This is a genomic window from Variovorax sp. SPNA7 (assembly GCF_033807855.1).
Lineage (GTDB): Bacteria > Pseudomonadota > Gammaproteobacteria > Burkholderiales > Burkholderiaceae_C > Variovorax > Variovorax beijingensis.
Genome location: NZ_CP138513.1, coordinates 3,837,117 through 3,851,359, shown reverse-complemented (window position 1 = coordinate 3,851,359; position 14,243 = coordinate 3,837,117). Strand labels below are relative to the sequence as shown.

Annotated in this window: 17 protein-coding genes; 6 read left to right on the top strand and 11 right to left on the bottom strand. The window is 67.8% G+C overall.

Annotation, left to right across the window (positions count from 1 at the left end; translation table 11 throughout):
- Positions 1-2 precede the first annotated feature (2 nt).
- The 3 genes from RZE77_RS18065 (at position 3) to RZE77_RS18055 (ending at position 2,340) form a co-directional block, all read left to right on the top strand.
- Complete coding sequence (locus RZE77_RS18065) at positions 3-593, top strand: TetR/AcrR family transcriptional regulator (protein ID WP_319438633.1); 591 nt, start codon at positions 3-5, stop codon at positions 591-593.
- A 94-nt stretch (positions 594-687) separates the two neighbouring features.
- The gene (locus RZE77_RS18060; RefSeq protein WP_319438632.1) at positions 688-1,821 is read left to right on the top strand and encodes a thiolase family protein; all 1,134 of its coding nucleotides are present in this window, start codon (positions 688-690) and stop codon (positions 1,819-1,821) included.
- Between the two features lie 42 nt (positions 1,822-1,863).
- Positions 1,864-2,340 (top strand): MaoC family dehydratase, encoded by a 477-nt coding sequence (locus tag RZE77_RS18055; protein WP_319438631.1) that lies wholly within the window; start codon positions 1,864-1,866, stop codon positions 2,338-2,340.
- A 9-nt stretch (positions 2,341-2,349) separates the two neighbouring features.
- Here RZE77_RS18055 and RZE77_RS18050 read toward each other — a convergent pair whose 3' ends face one another.
- Complete coding sequence (locus tag RZE77_RS18050) at positions 2,350-3,162, bottom strand: ferritin-like domain-containing protein (protein WP_319438630.1); 813 nt, start codon at positions 3,160-3,162, stop codon at positions 2,350-2,352.
- Between the two features lie 37 nt (positions 3,163-3,199).
- On the opposite strand from RZE77_RS18050, the gene RZE77_RS18045 reads away from it, so the two are divergent.
- Positions 3,200-3,724 (top strand): gamma carbonic anhydrase family protein, encoded by a 525-nt coding sequence (locus tag RZE77_RS18045; protein ID WP_062366495.1) that lies wholly within the window; start codon positions 3,200-3,202, stop codon positions 3,722-3,724.
- Positions 3,725-3,758: 34 nt separating this feature from the next.
- Positions 3,759-4,766: an Hsp33 family molecular chaperone HslO gene (gene hslO, locus RZE77_RS18040; protein WP_319438629.1), complete on the top strand. Its 1,008-nt coding sequence runs from the start codon at positions 3,759-3,761 to the stop codon at positions 4,764-4,766.
- Between the two features lie 21 nt (positions 4,767-4,787).
- Here hslO and RZE77_RS18035 read toward each other — a convergent pair whose 3' ends face one another.
- A complete protein-coding gene (locus tag RZE77_RS18035) occupies positions 4,788-5,651 on the bottom strand; it encodes an NAD(P)-dependent oxidoreductase (protein WP_319438628.1) in 864 nt (287 codons plus the stop codon).
- Positions 5,652-5,675: 24 nt separating this feature from the next.
- Complete coding sequence (locus tag RZE77_RS18030; protein ID WP_319438627.1) at positions 5,676-6,455, bottom strand: SDR family oxidoreductase; 780 nt, start codon at positions 6,453-6,455, stop codon at positions 5,676-5,678.
- A gap of 144 nt (positions 6,456-6,599) precedes the next feature.
- Here RZE77_RS18030 and RZE77_RS18025 point away from each other — a divergent pair, with 144 nt between their 5' ends.
- Complete coding sequence (locus RZE77_RS18025) at positions 6,600-7,400, top strand: AraC family transcriptional regulator (RefSeq protein WP_319438626.1); 801 nt, start codon at positions 6,600-6,602, stop codon at positions 7,398-7,400.
- A 37-nt stretch (positions 7,401-7,437) separates the two neighbouring features.
- Here RZE77_RS18025 and RZE77_RS18020 read toward each other — a convergent pair whose 3' ends face one another.
- The 8 genes from RZE77_RS18020 to RZE77_RS17985 are packed head-to-tail and all read right to left on the bottom strand — an operon-like array spanning position 7,438 to position 14,219.
- Positions 7,438-8,403, bottom strand: coding sequence for a hypothetical protein (locus tag RZE77_RS18020; RefSeq protein ID WP_319438625.1), 966 nt, complete (start codon positions 8,401-8,403; stop codon positions 7,438-7,440).
- Between the two features lie 3 nt (positions 8,404-8,406).
- Positions 8,407-9,108, bottom strand: coding sequence for an ATP-binding protein (locus RZE77_RS18015; protein ID WP_319438624.1), 702 nt, complete (start codon positions 9,106-9,108; stop codon positions 8,407-8,409).
- On the bottom strand, positions 9,105-9,731 hold the full coding sequence (pnuC, locus tag RZE77_RS18010) for a nicotinamide riboside transporter PnuC (protein ID WP_319438623.1): 627 nt from the start codon (positions 9,729-9,731) through the stop codon (positions 9,105-9,107). Before pnuC ends, RZE77_RS18015 begins: the two co-directional genes overlap by 4 nt.
- Before the next feature lie 17 nt (positions 9,732-9,748).
- Complete coding sequence (ftsB, locus tag RZE77_RS18005; protein ID WP_012748544.1) at positions 9,749-10,027, bottom strand: cell division protein FtsB; 279 nt, start codon at positions 10,025-10,027, stop codon at positions 9,749-9,751.
- A gap of 17 nt (positions 10,028-10,044) precedes the next feature.
- Complete coding sequence (gene eno, locus RZE77_RS18000) at positions 10,045-11,328, bottom strand: phosphopyruvate hydratase (protein WP_012748543.1); 1,284 nt, start codon at positions 11,326-11,328, stop codon at positions 10,045-10,047.
- Positions 11,329-11,354: 26 nt separating this feature from the next.
- Positions 11,355-11,660: a DUF1330 domain-containing protein gene (locus RZE77_RS17995; protein ID WP_319438622.1), complete on the bottom strand. Its 306-nt coding sequence runs from the start codon at positions 11,658-11,660 to the stop codon at positions 11,355-11,357.
- Between the two features lie 28 nt (positions 11,661-11,688).
- On the bottom strand, positions 11,689-12,543 hold the full coding sequence (gene kdsA, locus RZE77_RS17990) for a 3-deoxy-8-phosphooctulonate synthase (RefSeq protein WP_319426734.1): 855 nt from the start codon (positions 12,541-12,543) through the stop codon (positions 11,689-11,691).
- The gene (locus tag RZE77_RS17985; protein ID WP_012748540.1) at positions 12,540-14,219 is read right to left on the bottom strand and encodes a CTP synthase; all 1,680 of its coding nucleotides are present in this window, start codon (positions 14,217-14,219) and stop codon (positions 12,540-12,542) included. The genes kdsA and RZE77_RS17985 overlap by 4 nt, the downstream gene beginning before the upstream one ends.
- Positions 14,220-14,243: the final 24 nt, after the last annotated feature.

Here is a 14,243-nt window from a genome sequence, read left to right as displayed (position 1 = left end):
AGATGAGCAGCGCCATCGCCCCTTCGACCGCACTCGCCGCCGGCAGCACCCGGGAGCAGATCCTCGGGGTGGCGCGGCACCTGATCGAAACGCGCTCCTACCTGGGCTTCAGCTTCCAGGATGTGGCCGATGCGGTCGGCGTCCGCAAGGCGAGCCTGTACCACCACTTTCCAACCAAGGAAGCGCTGGGCATTGCGGTGATCCGGCAGGCCACCCAACTCTTCAAGGACTGGGACGCGGCGCGCGTGCGCACGCCGAAGGACGCGCTCGAATCGTATTTCCGCATGTTCCGCAACACGCTCAAGGCTGGCTCGGGCATGTGTCCCGCGGGGGCGATGACACCCGGCTGGGACTGCATCGACGAGGAACTGCGCCAGGCCGTGCAGGAACTGCGCAACACCCAGGTGATGTGGCTCACGGGCGTGCTGGGCGCGCTGGCGCCGGCCCGGCAGGAGAAGGGCGCATCGCTTGCATCGCAGGCGGCCTATGTGTTCGCGGTGTGCCAGGGTGCGCTGCTCGCATCGCGCATGACGGGGCGCGTCGAAGACTTCGACGAAGCCATCGCGCAGCTCAGGAGTTCATTGCCCGGCTGATCGCCGGGCGGCATCGCGGGCACGCAGCGCGTGCCTATTTTTTGACCTCGTTACCTACCGATTGGATGGTAGGTTTTGACCAAGGAGTGTTTCCATGAAAGCCGTCATTTCGGCCTACGCCCGCTCGCCTTTCCACTTTGCGAAGAAGGGTGCGCTCGCCGAGGTGCGCCCCGACACGCTGGCCGCCGGCGTGGTCCGCGGCCTGCTGCAGCGCACCGATCTCGACCCCGCGCTGCTCGAAGACATCATCCTGGGCTGTGCGTACCCCGAGGCCTCGCAGGGCAACAACCTCGCACGCATCGTCGGCCTGCTTGCCGGCCTGCCGCACGAGGTGGGCGGCATGACGGTCAACCGCTTCTGCGGCTCGTCGATGCAGGCCGTGCACATTGCCGCGGCACAGATCGAGGCGGGCATGGGCGAGGCCTTCCTGTGCGTGGGCGTGGAGTCGATGACGATGGTGCCGCAGGGCGGCTTCAACTTCTCGCCCAACCCTGAGCTGCAAGAAGACACCGATGCCTACATCTCGATGGGCGAGACCGCCGAGAACGTCGCGCAGCGCTGGAACGTGAGCCGCGCCGACCAGGAAGCCTTCGCGGTCGAGTCGCACCGCAAGGCCGCCGCTGCGCGCACACAAGGGCGGTTCGCGGGTGAGATCGTGCCGGTGCGCCTGGCCTCGCGCGAGGTGGTCGATGCCGATGGCTGCATCCGACCGGCCACCTCGGCCGAGGCGCTGGCAGGCCTCAAGCCAGTGTTCCGTGCCGATGGCGTGGTGACGGCCGGCACTTCGTCGCCGCTCACCGACGGCGCCGCCGCCGTGCTCGTGACCAGCGATGCCTTCGCCGCGAAGCATGGCCTGCAGGCGCTCGCGCGCATCAAGTCCTTTGCGACCGTGGGCGTCGACCCGGCCGTCATGGGCATCGGCCCGATTCCCGCCACGCGCAAGGCACTGGCGCGTGCGGGCCTCGCTGCGGCCGACCTCGACGTGATCGAACTCAACGAGGCCTTCTCGTCGCAGGCGCTGGCCTGCATCCGCGATCTCGGCCTCGACGCGGCGAAGATCAATCTCGATGGCGGCGGCCTTGCCATCGGCCATCCGCTGGGCGCGACCGGTGCGCGCATCACGGGCAAGGCGGCTTCGCTGCTTGCGCGCGAGAACGGCCGCTATGCGCTGGCCACGCAATGCATCGGCGGCGGGCAGGGCATTGCCACCATCCTCGAGCGCGTCTGAGCGCTTGTTCGAGAATGCGCGCAGGCACTACAAGGAACTCCCATGCCGGCACTCCCTGACGACCCGGACGCCAAGCGCGCGCTCTACCTCGAAGACCTGTCGGTCGGCGACCGCTTCCAGAGCGGCGAACACGCGCTGGACGTGGCGCAGATCAAGGCCTTTGCATCGCAGTTCGATCCGCAGCCCTTCCACACCGACGAAGAGGCCGCGAAAAGCACCTTCTTCGGCGGCCTTGCGGCCAGCGGCTGGCACACGGCGGCGCTCACGATGAAGCTGATGGTGGAAAGCGGCATTCCGCTCGCCGAAGGCATCATCGGCTCGGGCGGCGAACTGCAATGGCCCAAGCCGACGCGGCCCGGCGACGTGCTGCACGTGGTGAGCGAAGTGCTCGACATCACGCCCTCGCGCTCCAAGCCCGGCCGCGCGATGGTCACGATGCGCTGCCGCACGCTCAACCAGCGGGGCGAGGTGCTCCAGTACTTCACGCCCAAGCTGGTCGTGCACGCCCGGCCCGCGTAGGCCTCCCGTTCAGTCCTTGCCGCCGGCCGAGAGGGCGCGCAGCTCTTCGGGGCTGAAGCCCGCCCGCCCGCGGGCTTCGAGGTTGAAGGGCGGCTTCAGGCGCGGCGCTTCGTAGCGCGCCACGAGTTCGGGGTATGTCGCCTCGGGGTCGCAGCCGGCGCGCTCGCAGAGCCAGCGGTACCAGCGGTTGCCGATGGCCACATGGCCCACTTCGTCGCGCAGGATGATGTCGAGGATCTCGACCGCGCGCAGCGCATCGGGCGTGTTCACGCGCTTGAGCTTGGCCTGGATGAGCGGCGTGGCGTCGAGCCCGCGCGCTTCGAGCGTGCGCGGCACCAGCGCCATGCGCGCGAGCACGTCGTCCCTGGTCTTCTCGCACATGCTCCAGAGCCCGTCGTGGCCCGGGAAGTCGCCGTAGCGCCAGCCCATGTCCTGCAGGTGCGCATGCAGCAGCGTGAAGTGCTGCGCCTCCTCGTCGGCCACGCGCAGCCAGTCGCGGTAGTAGGCCTCGGGCATGCCGTCGTAGCGCCACACGGCATCGAGCGCGAGGTTGATGGCGTTGAACTCGATGTGGCAGATCGAATGGATCAGCGCGGCGCGGCCTTCGGGCGTGAAGGGCGAGCGCTTTTGCACGGCGGTGGCGGCCACGCGCAGCGGCCGTTCGGGGCGGCCCGGCACGCCGACGTCATCACCCACGGTGCGCAGAGGGTCGATTGCTATGGAATCGGTAGCGGCCAGGGCAGCAGTGGCGCGCGTTGCCGCAACCTTCTGTTCAGGGTCGGTGAGTCGCAGCGCGGCCAGCGCGCTCAATCGGGGGTGCATCCCTACAATTCTAGGTTTTGCCCCCGGAGACTCCACGATGGCCCTCTACGAACTCGACGGCGTTGCGCCGCAACTCGGCACCGGCGCCTGGGTCGCCGACAGCGCGGAGGTGATCGGCAACGTGCAGTTGGGCGACAACGCGAGCATCTGGTTCGGTGCGGTGCTGCGTGGCGACAACGAGAAGATGACCATCGGGCGCAACAGCAACGTGCAGGACATGTCGATGCTGCATTCCGACCCCGGCAGCCCGCTCACCATCGGCGAGAACGTCACCATCGGCCACCAGGTCATGCTGCATGGCTGCACCATCGGCGACAACTCGCTGATCGGCATCCAGGCCGTGGTCTTGAATAACGCGAAGATCGGCCGCAATTCGATTGTTGGCGCCGGCAGCGTCGTGACCGAGGGCAAGGAGTTCCCCGACAACTCCCTGATCTTCGGTTCGCCCGCCAAGGTGATGCGCACGATCAGCGACGAAGACGCCGCCCGCCTGCGGCACGGCTCCGATCACTACGTAGCAAACGCCATTCGCTATGCGAAGGGCTTGAAGAAAATCGCCTGACACTGCGCAGGCCCAACAGAAAGAAGAATCCGTTTTGAGCGAGCTGCACAAATTCCTGTTCGATGGCCTGCCGGTGCGCGGCATGATCGTGCGCCTGACAGATGCGTGGCAGGAAATCCTGGCGCGGCGCGCCTCCAACACCGCCACCGGCGCCTACCCGCCGCCGGTGGCCGAACTGCTCGGCGAGATGACGGCCGCGGCCACGTTGATGCAGGCCAACATCAAGTTCAACGGCGCGCTGATCCTGCAGATCTTCGGCGACGGCCCGGTCAAGGTGGCCGTGGCCGAGGCCAAGCCCGACCTGAGCCTGCGCGCCACCGCCAAGGTGATCGGCGACCTGCCAGCCGATGCGCGCCTGCCCGAGATGGTCAACGTCAACAACAAGGGCCGCTGCGCCATCACGCTCGACCCCAAGGACAAGCTGCCGGGCACGACGCCCTACCAGGGCGTGGTGCCGCTGTTTGACGACGAGGGCGAGAAGCTCGGCAGGCTCAGCGACGTGCTGCAGCACTACATGCTGCAGAGCGAACAGCTCGACACCACGCTGGTGCTCGCGGCCGACGACAATGTGGCGGCCGGCTTGCTGATCCAGCGCCTGCCGGTGAAGGGCGAGGGCAACCTCGAAGGCACCTCCGGCACTTCCGACAGGGACCACGACCAGGCCAACGAAGACCAGATCGGCCGCAACGAGGACTACAACCGCATCTCGATCCTCGCCTCGAGCCTCACGCGCGACGAGCTGCTCACGCTCGACATCGAGACCATTCTTCGCCGCCTGTTCTGGGAAGAGAAGCTGCTGCGCTTCGAGCCGCAGGCGGGCCTGCTGGGTCCGCACTTCGCGTGCACCTGCGGCCGCGACCGCGTGGCGCAGATGATCCGCGGGCTTGGCGTCGAGGAGGCCGAGGAGATCCTGGCCGAGCGCGGCGACATCGAGGTGGGCTGCGACTTCTGCGGCAAGCAGTACCGCTTCGATGCGGTCGATGCGGCGCAGATCTTCAGGCCGCCGACGGATCAGATCCCTGGGAGCCCGATCGTCCAGTAGGTCTTGGCGCGCCGGCCTTGCTCAAGCGGGCTGGCGCAGCACCTTGATCATCGCGGCCAGCCGTTCGTTCGCCAAGCCTGCATTCAATGAGCGGTCGAACAACCCCATCAGAAAATCCGGAAAGCTCGCATCGAGGCCTGCTTCGCGCGCCTGCTTCGCGAAGAGCCGGCCCGAGCCCACGCAGGTGGCCATCGAGCTCTCGGGTTCGCCGTACTTGCCGGCGTGGATGGCCTCGCCCTCGGCGGTGATCATTTCACCGAGCACCGGCGAGATTGCGCCGATCATCTGTGAGAACGCGTTCACCTGCAGCCCTTCGGATTCGCAGATGCGCACGCCGTGGAAGAAGCCGCTCATCGCGCCGAACATGCACGAGAGCGTGGCCAGGTCCCAGGCGGCCGCGTTGCCGATGGGCTCGCCCATGTACTGGATGTTGCCGGCAACGGCTTCGAGCACCGGCCGGCACGCGGCCAGCGCCCGTTCTTCGCCCGAGATGAAGAGGGGTGTGTCGGGCCGGCCGATCTGGCTGGGCGTGGCGAGCAGGGCGCCGTCGAGGTAGGCCACGCCGCTCAATGCGGCCCAGTCGTCGCGCGCGTCCTGCGGGGTGCCGGTGCTCAGCTGCACCAGCACCTTGCCGCGCAGCGCGTCGGCCACGCCGGGCGCAGCGAGGATCGCGCGGGACGCCGCATAGTCGGCCACGCAGACCAGCACCACGGGGCTGGCCTGGACCGCGGCGAGCGCGCTGGCCGCGAGCACCGTGCCCTGGTTCAGCAGCGGCTCGGCGCGCTCGGCGGTGCGGTTCCACACCGTCAGCGTGTATTTCGATCGAAGGGCGCGCGCGAGTGCGATGCCCATGGGGCCGAGGCCGATGAGGGAAACGTCGGTCATGTGCTTTTGTTCCTTGGTGTGTGATCAGGCGGCGGCCGGCGTGAGGTTCTGCCCCAGCCCGCCGTCGACGGTGAGCCGCGCGCCGGTCGTGAAGGTCGCCTCGAAGGCGAAGAAGAGCACCGCGCGCGCCACCTCGGCGGCCGTGCCGTGGCGCCGCATCGGCGTGATCTGGTCGCCCAGGCGGATGAACTCGGCGCGTTCCTCGGCCGTGGCGTCGGCAATGCCGAGCGTGGGCGTGTCGATGAAGCCCGGGCTCACCACGTTGACGCGGATGCCGCGCCCCACCAGCTCCGCCGCGAAGCCCGAGGCGAAGGAACGCAGGGCCGCCTTGGTCGCGCTGTAGACGCTCAGGCCGTGCATGCCGCCCTCGTCCGCAATGGACGAGGTGACCACCACCGCGCCGCCCGCGGGCATCAGGGGCACCAGGCGCTGCACGGTGAAGAAAGGGCCCTTGGTGTTGATCGCAAAGGCACGGTCGTAGCCTGCCTCGGTGACCTGCTCGAAGGGCTCCAGCGTCGAGATGCCGGCGTTGATGTGCAGCAGGTCGATGTGGCCGAGCTTTTCCCGCACGAGCGTTGCGAGTGCGTCGATGTCCGCAAGCGAGCCGGCATCCGATGCGACGACGTGGGCGCGAGGGCCCAGCGCGCGCCGCGCGGCTTCCAGGTTGCGGGGATTCAGGCCGGTGACGAGCACTTCGGCGCCGCCTTCCAGCAGTGCCAGCGCGGTGGCCAGGCCCATGCCGATGGTGCCGCCGGTGATGACGGCCTTCTTGCCTGCGTAGTTGCCGGTGGTGGCGTGGTCCATGGATCGCGTGTCTTGGGTGGTTGTGTTCATGACAGCCGATGATCCGGAAAGCGGCCCGCAGGGTCGCGCACGTTCGGCCGCGGTGCAGCACGAACGGACGGCGACGCGCGGGCACGTTGCGCCGCAGCGCCGGATAATGGCCCGATGAGCCACGACGCCTCCTCCGACACCCATCTGAACGTGCACGTGCGCCACACGCCCGGCGGCGTGGTCGGCCTCGAGGCCGTGCCCGACCACCGCATCAAGGTGCATGCGGGCGCGCCGGTGAATGGCGCCTGCCGGCTGCACAAGTTCCGCTATACGCGGGGCGACATCGACATCCTGCCCGCCGGCACCTCCGACATCTGGCACGAGGAAGCCGCCAGCACCTCGCTGGTCGTGCGCATGCCGCCATCGCTGCTGCGCCGCACCGCCGAGGAAATGGGCCTGCCGGCCGAACGGGCCAGCCTGGCGGAGCGCCACCAGCTGCGCGACGCGCACATCGAGCACATTGCCTGGGCGCTCGACGCCGAAAGGCGCGCCGGCTTTCCCAACGGCACCCTCTACGCCGACAGCCTGGGCACCGCGCTGGCGGTGCACCTGCTGGGCGGGCACCGGCGGCAAGAGGCGGCGCCGGCACAGGGCCTCACGCGGCCGCAGCTGCGCCGCGTGACCGACTACATCGAGACGCACCTCGACGGCGATCTTTCACTGGCCAGGCTGGCGGAGGTCGCAGGCCTGAGCGCGTCGCACCTGAAGACGCAGTTCAAGCGTTCCACCGGCCTGCCGGTGCACGAGTACGTGGTTCATCGGCGCGTCGACCGTGCGCGCGGCCTGCTGGTGCGCAGCGCGATGGCCGCAAGCGAGGTGGCGCTGGAGAGCGGCTTTTCGCACCAGAGCCACATGGCGCGCTGCATGCGCCGCGTGCTCGGCGCCACGCCGGGCGAGGTCCGGCGCGCCGGCTAGCCCCCGGCCGGCGCAGGCAGCCGGCCTCAGCGCGTTGTCAGCGCGGCGCCTTGTCGTCGAAGTCGCTGAAGGCGATGTCGGGCGCGCTGGTGTTGTGGCGCGACGGCAGGCTGCGGCCGAAGCGCACCTGCGTGGCGTTCAGCGTCTTCACATCGGGCAGCGGCAGCACCTGTTCCGCGGCCTCGGGCGATTCCTGCCAGCGCAGCTCGCTCACGTCGGCGTTGTCGGGCGCCACGTACATCGAGCGCAGCACGGCAAAGGGCCGCGCGTCCGCCGTGGGCTTGGAGAGCGTCACGTCGAGCGCGGTGCGCTCGCGGCTGATCTCGGACACCTTGGCCACGGCGCTGCCGCCCCCGACGAAGCGCAGGTGGACGGCCAGCGGCTTCGGCACGATGCGGATCGACGCGATGTCGACCACCGGCCGGCTGCCCTGTTCGACCGGGCCGAGCAGGAACGACGAGCCATACACCCCGTCGCCGAAGCGTGCCTGCGGCAGCGGCTTGATGCGCCAGTAGCCGTCGGCCGGATAGAGCACCAGCGCTTCGAGCGCCTTGCCTTCCTCCTTGCGGAAGATCTGCAGCAGGTGGAAGCCGCGGTCCGTGCGCGCGCCCACGCGCACCGGCACCTGCTGCGGCCGCCAGAAGCTGGGCAGCGTCATGCCGACGATGCGCCACTGCGCGTCGTCGAGCAGCACCACGCGGCGCGGCTTGAACTTGTGCGCCGGATCGGTGGGATGCGCGCCGCCGTCGAAGTTGCAGCCCGAGAAATCGGGGGCGGTGATGTCGTTGCCGATGCTGTCGAGGTAGGCCGGCTGCAGCGCCTCGATGCGCATGCGCCGGATGCCTTCGCCGCGCAACACCAGCGACACGTTGTCTTCCTCGGCGCAGGCAGTGGCTGTGGTGGCGTTCTCCACGGTGGCCGCGACAGGCGCGGCCGTGGCAGCCGTTGCCAGCAGCGCGGCAAGGAAGAAGCCGCAAAAGCGAGAGAAGCGAGGCGGGAACATCGATCAGGTCTCCGAGCTGGGGGTTGAAGGCGTGTCGTCGCGGCGTCCGATCAGGTCGCTGAAAAGCCGATGCTCGCATTCCGGGTCGGAGCACTTCTCGCAAGGCCATGACCAGGAAGCGGGTTTGGATTCGAGGCGGCCCCGTGCGCGGGCCCGACCCTCGCTGCCGGCGATGGAATTGATGGCGTTCCACGCATTCGAGAGCCTCTCGCTGCCGGTGCCATGCACCACCGCGAACGAAAGCCCCGCGCCCGCGAGCGCCGCACGCACCAGCGCATCGGTGGGTTCGCGCGCGTGGTCGCCATCGCGCAACGGGTCTGCGATCCACGGGATGTCGAGCGCGGTCAGCAGGGTGATCGCGCAGCGCGCCTGCGCCGCCAGCGCGTCGGCATGCAGCGAGGTGTCGCCGAACAGCAGTTCGCTGTAGACCGCGGTCATGAGGGCCGTGGTGTCGGCCACCACCACGCCCGAAGCGGCCGCGGCATCGATGCGGTGCGTCTGTTCCTGCGCGATGGCCCGCTGCTCGTCGGGGCGGGGCGTGCGGCCTTCGCGGTCGCACCATTCGCGCAGGTATTCGTCCACCAGTGTGGTGGCAATGCCGCGTTCCTGCAGGCGCTGCGCGAGCGCGCGGGCGAGTTCGGTCTTGCCGGTGCTCTCGGCACCGAGCAGCGCAATCACGCATCCAGCCGGCAGCATCGGCGTCATGAGCGCGCTGCTGCCCCGTCGTGCATGCGCGTGCGCCACGCAAGAAAGCCAGCCACGCTGAGCACCGCGAACACGGCGTAGAGCCCGACCGTGAGCCACAGGCCCTTGTGGATGAACAGGCCCACGCTCACGACGTTCACCGCCAGCCAGACCAACCAGTTCTCGATGAATTTGCGCCCGAGCAGGAACTGGCCGACGAGGCTGAGCCCGGTCGAGAATCCGTCCCACCAGGGCACGTCGGTGTCGGTGAAGCGGCGCAGGAAGAGGGCGACCGCGGGCCATGCCAGTGCGCAGGCCGCGAGTGCCAGCGCGATGCCGCGCGGCGAAAGCCGGCTCACGCGCAATGCGCTGCCATCGGCGCGATGGCCGCGCAGCCATTGCGCCCAGCCCCAGAGCGCGACCACGGCGAAGAACACCTGCAGCGAGGCATCGCCGTAGATGCGCGCCTGCGCGAACACGGCCACGTAAAGAAGCGAACTGACGATGGCCAGCGGCCAGCCCCAGTGGATCTCGCGCATGTTGCAGCCGACCATCGCAAGCGCCAGCACCGCGGCCACGAGTTCGAGCCAGCTGACCGGTGAGCCCCAGAGCGCGAATGCGGGGGCCGAGAAGAACTCGGGCATCAGCAGCCGTTGGTTGTCTAGTGCGTGACCTGAACGAACACTTCGTTGGGCTTGACCATGCCCAGCTCCTGCCGCGCACGCTCTTCGACCATCTCGAGGCCGATCTTGAGGTCGTTGACTTCGGAGGCCAGCCGCTCGTTGTTGACCACGGCCTTGGCGTTGGCCGCCTTCTGGTCGGCCAGCTTGGACTGCAGCTGCGCCACGTCGCGCACGCTGCCGCGCCCGTTCCACAGCTGCCACTGCAGGATGACCAGCAGCAGCAACAGCACGATGGGGGGAACGAGGCGCGAGCGCATGCCGCCGGCTTCGCGCGCTACTTCAGGTTGTAGAACGCGCCGCGGCCAGGGTAGCTGGCGATGTCGCCGAGGTCTTCCTCGATGCGCAGCAGCTGGTTGTACTTGGCGATGCGGTCCGAGCGCGAGAGCGAGCCGGTCTTGATCTGGCCCGCATTGGTGCCCACCGCGATGTCGGCGATGGTGCTGTCCTCGGTTTCGCCCGAGCGGTGCGAGATCACGGCCGTGTAGCCCGCGCGCTTGGCCATCTCGATGGCGGCGAAGGTTTCGGTCAGCGTGCCGATCTGGTTGATCTTGATCAGGATCGAGTTGGCAATGCCCTTGTCGATGCCTTCCTGCAGGATCTTGGTGTTGGTGACGAACAGGTCGTCGCCCACCAGCTGCACGCGCTTGCCCAGGCGCTCGGTGAGCAGCTTCCAGCCGTCCCAGTCGCCTTCGTGCATGCCGTCTTCGATGCTGATGATCGGGTACTTGTCGACCCAGGTGGCCAGCATGTCGGCCCAGTTGCCGGCCGAGAGCGTGAGGTTCTCGCCGGAGAGCACGTAGTTGCCGTCCTTGTAGAACTCGCTGGCGGCGCAGTCGAGGCCGAGCGCAATCTGCTCGCCCGCCACGAAGCCGGCCTTGTCGATGGCTTCGAGGATCAGCTGGATCGCCGCTTCATGGCTTTCGACGCTGGGCGCGAAACCGCCTTCGTCGCCGACGGCCGTGCTGATGCCGCGGTCGCCCAGGATCTTCTTGAGCGCATGGAACACCTCGGCGCCGTAGCGCACGGCTTCGCGGAAGCTCGGAGCGCCCACGGGGATGATCATGAACTCCTGCAGGTCCAGGCTGTTGTTGGCGTGCGCGCCGCCGTTGATGACGTTCATCATCGGCACCGGCAGCTGCATGCCGCCCATGCCGCCGAAGTAGCGGTACAGCGGCAGGCCCGACTCTTCGGCCGCGGCGCGTGCCACGGCCATCGAGACGGCGAGGGTGGCGTTGGCGCCCAGGCGGCCCTTGTTGTCGGTGCCGTCCAGGTCGATCATCGTGCGGTCGAGGAAAGCCTGCTCGCTGGCGTCCAGGCCGAGCACGGATTCCGAGATCTCGGTGTTGATGTTCTCCACTGCCTTGAGCACGCCCTTGCCGAGGTAGCGCTTCTTGTCGCCGTCGCGCAGCTCGATGGCTTCCCGCGAACCGGTCGATGCGCCCGAGGGCACGGCCGCGCGGCCCATGGTGCCCGATTCGAGCAGAACGTCGCACTCGACGGTGGGATTGCCGCGGCTGTCGAGGATTTCACGGCCGACGATGTCTACGATTGCACTCACTTATTGCCTTTCGATTGAACGGGATCTCAGACCGGGGCGGAAACGCCCTCGACCAGAACCATGTTGAAGAACTCGGTCGCGCCGGCACGCTTGGCGCGCGCGGCGCGATACAGCTCGTCGTCGTAGAAGGCCTTGGCCTTCTCATAGCTGGGGAAGCGCAGCATGGCCACGCGCGCGGGCTGCCAGCTGCCTTCCATGGTCTCGAAGCGGCCGCCGCGCACCAGGTACTCGCCGCCCGCGGCCTTCACCGCCTCGGGTGCGACAGCCATGTACTGCTTGTACTGTTCGGGGTCGGTGATCTTCATGTCGACGATGATGTAGGCAGGCGCCACGGTGTTCTCCAGTCTTGTTGTGGGGGGCTCAGTTGAAAGCGTTTTCGAGGAAGCCGTTCTTCTTCGTGATGCGGTCCAGCTCGAGCAGCGTTTCCAACATGGCCTTCATGTGCTTGAGCGGCACGGCGTTGGGGCCGTCGCTCAGTGCCTTGGCGGGATCGGGGTGCGTCTCCATGAAGAGCCCGGCCACGCCCACGGCCACGGCCGCGCGCGAGAGCACCGGCACCATTTCGCGCTGGCCGCCCGAGGTCGTGCCCTGGCCGCCCGGCAGCTGCACCGAGTGGGTGGCGTCGAACACCACGGGGGCGCCGGTCTCGCGCATGATCGCGAGCGAGCGCATGTCCGACACCAGGTTGTTGTAGCCGAAGCTCGCGCCGCGCTCGCAGGCCATGAAGCTGTCTTCGGGCAGGCCGGCTTCCTTGGCGGCAGCGCGCGCCTTGTCGATCACGTTCTTCATGTCGTGCGGCGCAAGGAACTGGCCCTTCTTGATGTTGACCGGCTTGCCCGACTGCGCCACCGCGCGGATGAAGTCGGTCTGGCGGCACAGGAAGGCGGGCGTCTGCAGCACGTCGACCACCTTGGCGGCCTCGGTGATGTCGTCCTCGGTGTGGACGTCGGTCAGCACGGGCAGGCCGAGCTCGCGCTTCACCTTGGCCAGGATCTCCAGGCCCTTCTCGCGGCCCGGGCCGCGAAAGCTGGTGCCCGAGGAGCGGTTGGCCTTGTCGAAGCTGCTCTTGAAGATGAACGGAATGCCGAGCGAGGAAGTGATTTCCTTCAGCGTGCCGGCCGTGTCCATCTGCAATTGCTCGGATTCGACCACGCAGGGGCCGGCAATCAGGAAGAAGGGCTGGTCGAGCCCGATGTCGAATCCGCAAAGTTTCATGCGACAGCCTTCAGGTTCTTCGCGCCGCCTGCGCTCCGGGCCTTGTGGTCGAGCGCCGCCTTGATGAAGGCGTTGAAGAGCGGATGGCCGCTCCACGGCGTCGACTTGAATTCAGGGTGGAACTGCACGCCCATGAACCACGGGTGCACGTCCTGCGGCAGCTCGACGATCTCGGTCAGGTGCTCGCGCTGCGTCAGCGCGGAAATGACAAGGCCGGCGGCGCGCAGTTCGTCGAGGTAGTTGACGTTGGCTTCGTAGCGGTGGCGGTGGCGTTCGGTCACCACGTCGCCATAGATGCTGTGGGCCAGCGTGCCGGCCGAGACGTCGGAGCTTTGGGCGCCCAGGCGCATGGTGCCGCCGAGGTCGGACTTCTCGTTGCGCGTCTTCACGGTGCCGTCGGCGTCCTTCCACTCGGTGATCAGCGCGATCACGGGGCAGGGCGTTTCGGGATCGAATTCGGTGCTGTTGGCGTTCTTCAGGCCCGCCACGTGGCGCGCGTATTCGATGGTGGCCACCTGCATGCCCAGGCAGATGCCGAGGTAGGGCACCTTGCCTTCGCGCGCGAAGCGGGCGGCCGAGATCTTGCCCTCGACGCCGCGCTGGCCGAAGCCGCCGGGCACCAGGATCGCGTCGTACTTGGCGAGCCGCGAAACATCTTGTGGGGAGATGGTTTCGGAATCGATGTAGTCGATCTTCACGCGCGCATGGTTCTTCATGCCGGCGTGGCGCAGTGCCTCGTTCAGCGACTTGTAGCTGTCGGACAGGTCGACGTACTTGCCGACCATCGCGATGCTGACTTCCTGCTGCGGATGCTCGACCTCGTACACCAGCTCGTCCCAGCGCTGCAGCTTGGCCGGCGGCGTGTTGATGCGCAGCTTGTCGCAGATCAGGCCGTCCAGGCCCTGCTCGTGCAGCATGCGCGGCACCTTGTAGATGGTGTCGACGTCCCACATGGAGATCACGCCCCATTCGGGCACGTTGGAGAACAGCGAGATCTTGGCGCGCTCGTCGTCGGGGATCGGGCGGTCGGCGCGGCACAGCAGCGCGTCGGCCTGGATGCCGATGGCGCGCAGTTCCTTGGCGGTGTGCTGCGTGGGCTTGGTCTTGAGCTCGCCGGCGGCGGCGATCCAGGGCACGTAGCTCAGGTGCACGAAGGCCGAGTTGTTCGGGCCCATGCGCAGGCTCATCTGGCGCACGGCTTCGAGGAAGGGCAGCGATTCGATGTCGCCCACGGTGCCGCCGATCTCGACGATGGCCACGTCCACTTCATGTGCGGTGCCGAGGCCGGCGCCGCGCTTGATGTATTCCTGGATCTCGTTGGTGATGTGCGGAATCACCTGCACCGTCTTGCCCAGGTAGTCGCCGCGGCGCTCTTTCTCGAGCACGGTCTTGTAGATCTGGCCGGTGGTGAAGTTGTTGGCCTTGCGCATCCGCGTGGTGATGAAGCGCTCGTAGTGGCCGAGGTCGAGGTCGGTCTCGGCACCGTCGTCGGTGACGAACACCTCGCCATGCTGGAACGGTGACATCGTGCCGGGGTCGACATTGATGTACGGATCGAGCTTGATGAGAGTGACCTTGAGGCCGCGCGATTCGAGGATCGCGGCGAGGGAGGCGGAGGCGATTCCCTTGCCAAGGGAAGATACGACACCACCGGTGACGAAGACAAATTTGGTCATGCCAGTTCCGGACCAGAGATCCGG

Bases quoted from the DNA above. Each gene is read 5' to 3' on its own strand.
- RZE77_RS18045 (WP_062366495.1), top strand. From the start codon at position 3,200: ATGGCCCTCTACGAACTCGACGGCGTTGCGCCGCAACTCGGCACCGGC.
- RZE77_RS18055 (WP_319438631.1), top strand. From the start codon at position 1,864: ATGCCGGCACTCCCTGACGACCCGGACGCCAAGCGCGCGCTCTACCTC.
- RZE77_RS18050 (WP_319438630.1), bottom strand. From the start codon at position 3,162: ATGCACCCCCGATTGAGCGCGCTGGCCGCGCTGCGACTCACCGACCCT.
- pnuC (WP_319438623.1), bottom strand. From the start codon at position 9,731: ATGCCCGAGTTCTTCTCGGCCCCCGCATTCGCGCTCTGGGGCTCACCG.
- RZE77_RS18035 (WP_319438628.1), bottom strand. From the start codon at position 5,651: ATGACCGACGTTTCCCTCATCGGCCTCGGCCCCATGGGCATCGCACTC.
- RZE77_RS18025 (WP_319438626.1), top strand. From the start codon at position 6,600: ATGAGCCACGACGCCTCCTCCGACACCCATCTGAACGTGCACGTGCGC.
- RZE77_RS18065 (WP_319438633.1), top strand. From the start codon at position 3: ATGAGCAGCGCCATCGCCCCTTCGACCGCACTCGCCGCCGGCAGCACC.
- ftsB (WP_012748544.1), bottom strand. From the start codon at position 10,027: ATGCGCTCGCGCCTCGTTCCCCCCATCGTGCTGTTGCTGCTGCTGGTC.
- RZE77_RS18030 (WP_319438627.1), bottom strand. From the start codon at position 6,455: ATGGACCACGCCACCACCGGCAACTACGCAGGCAAGAAGGCCGTCATC.
- RZE77_RS18060 (WP_319438632.1), top strand. From the start codon at position 688: ATGAAAGCCGTCATTTCGGCCTACGCCCGCTCGCCTTTCCACTTTGCG.
- RZE77_RS18015 (WP_319438624.1), bottom strand. From the start codon at position 9,108: ATGACGCCGATGCTGCCGGCTGGATGCGTGATTGCGCTGCTCGGTGCC.
- kdsA (WP_319426734.1), bottom strand. From the start codon at position 12,543: ATGAAACTTTGCGGATTCGACATCGGGCTCGACCAGCCCTTCTTCCTG.
- RZE77_RS17985 (WP_012748540.1), bottom strand. From the start codon at position 14,219: ATGACCAAATTTGTCTTCGTCACCGGTGGTGTCGTATCTTCCCTTGGC.
- RZE77_RS18020 (WP_319438625.1), bottom strand. From the start codon at position 8,403: ATGTTCCCGCCTCGCTTCTCTCGCTTTTGCGGCTTCTTCCTTGCCGCG.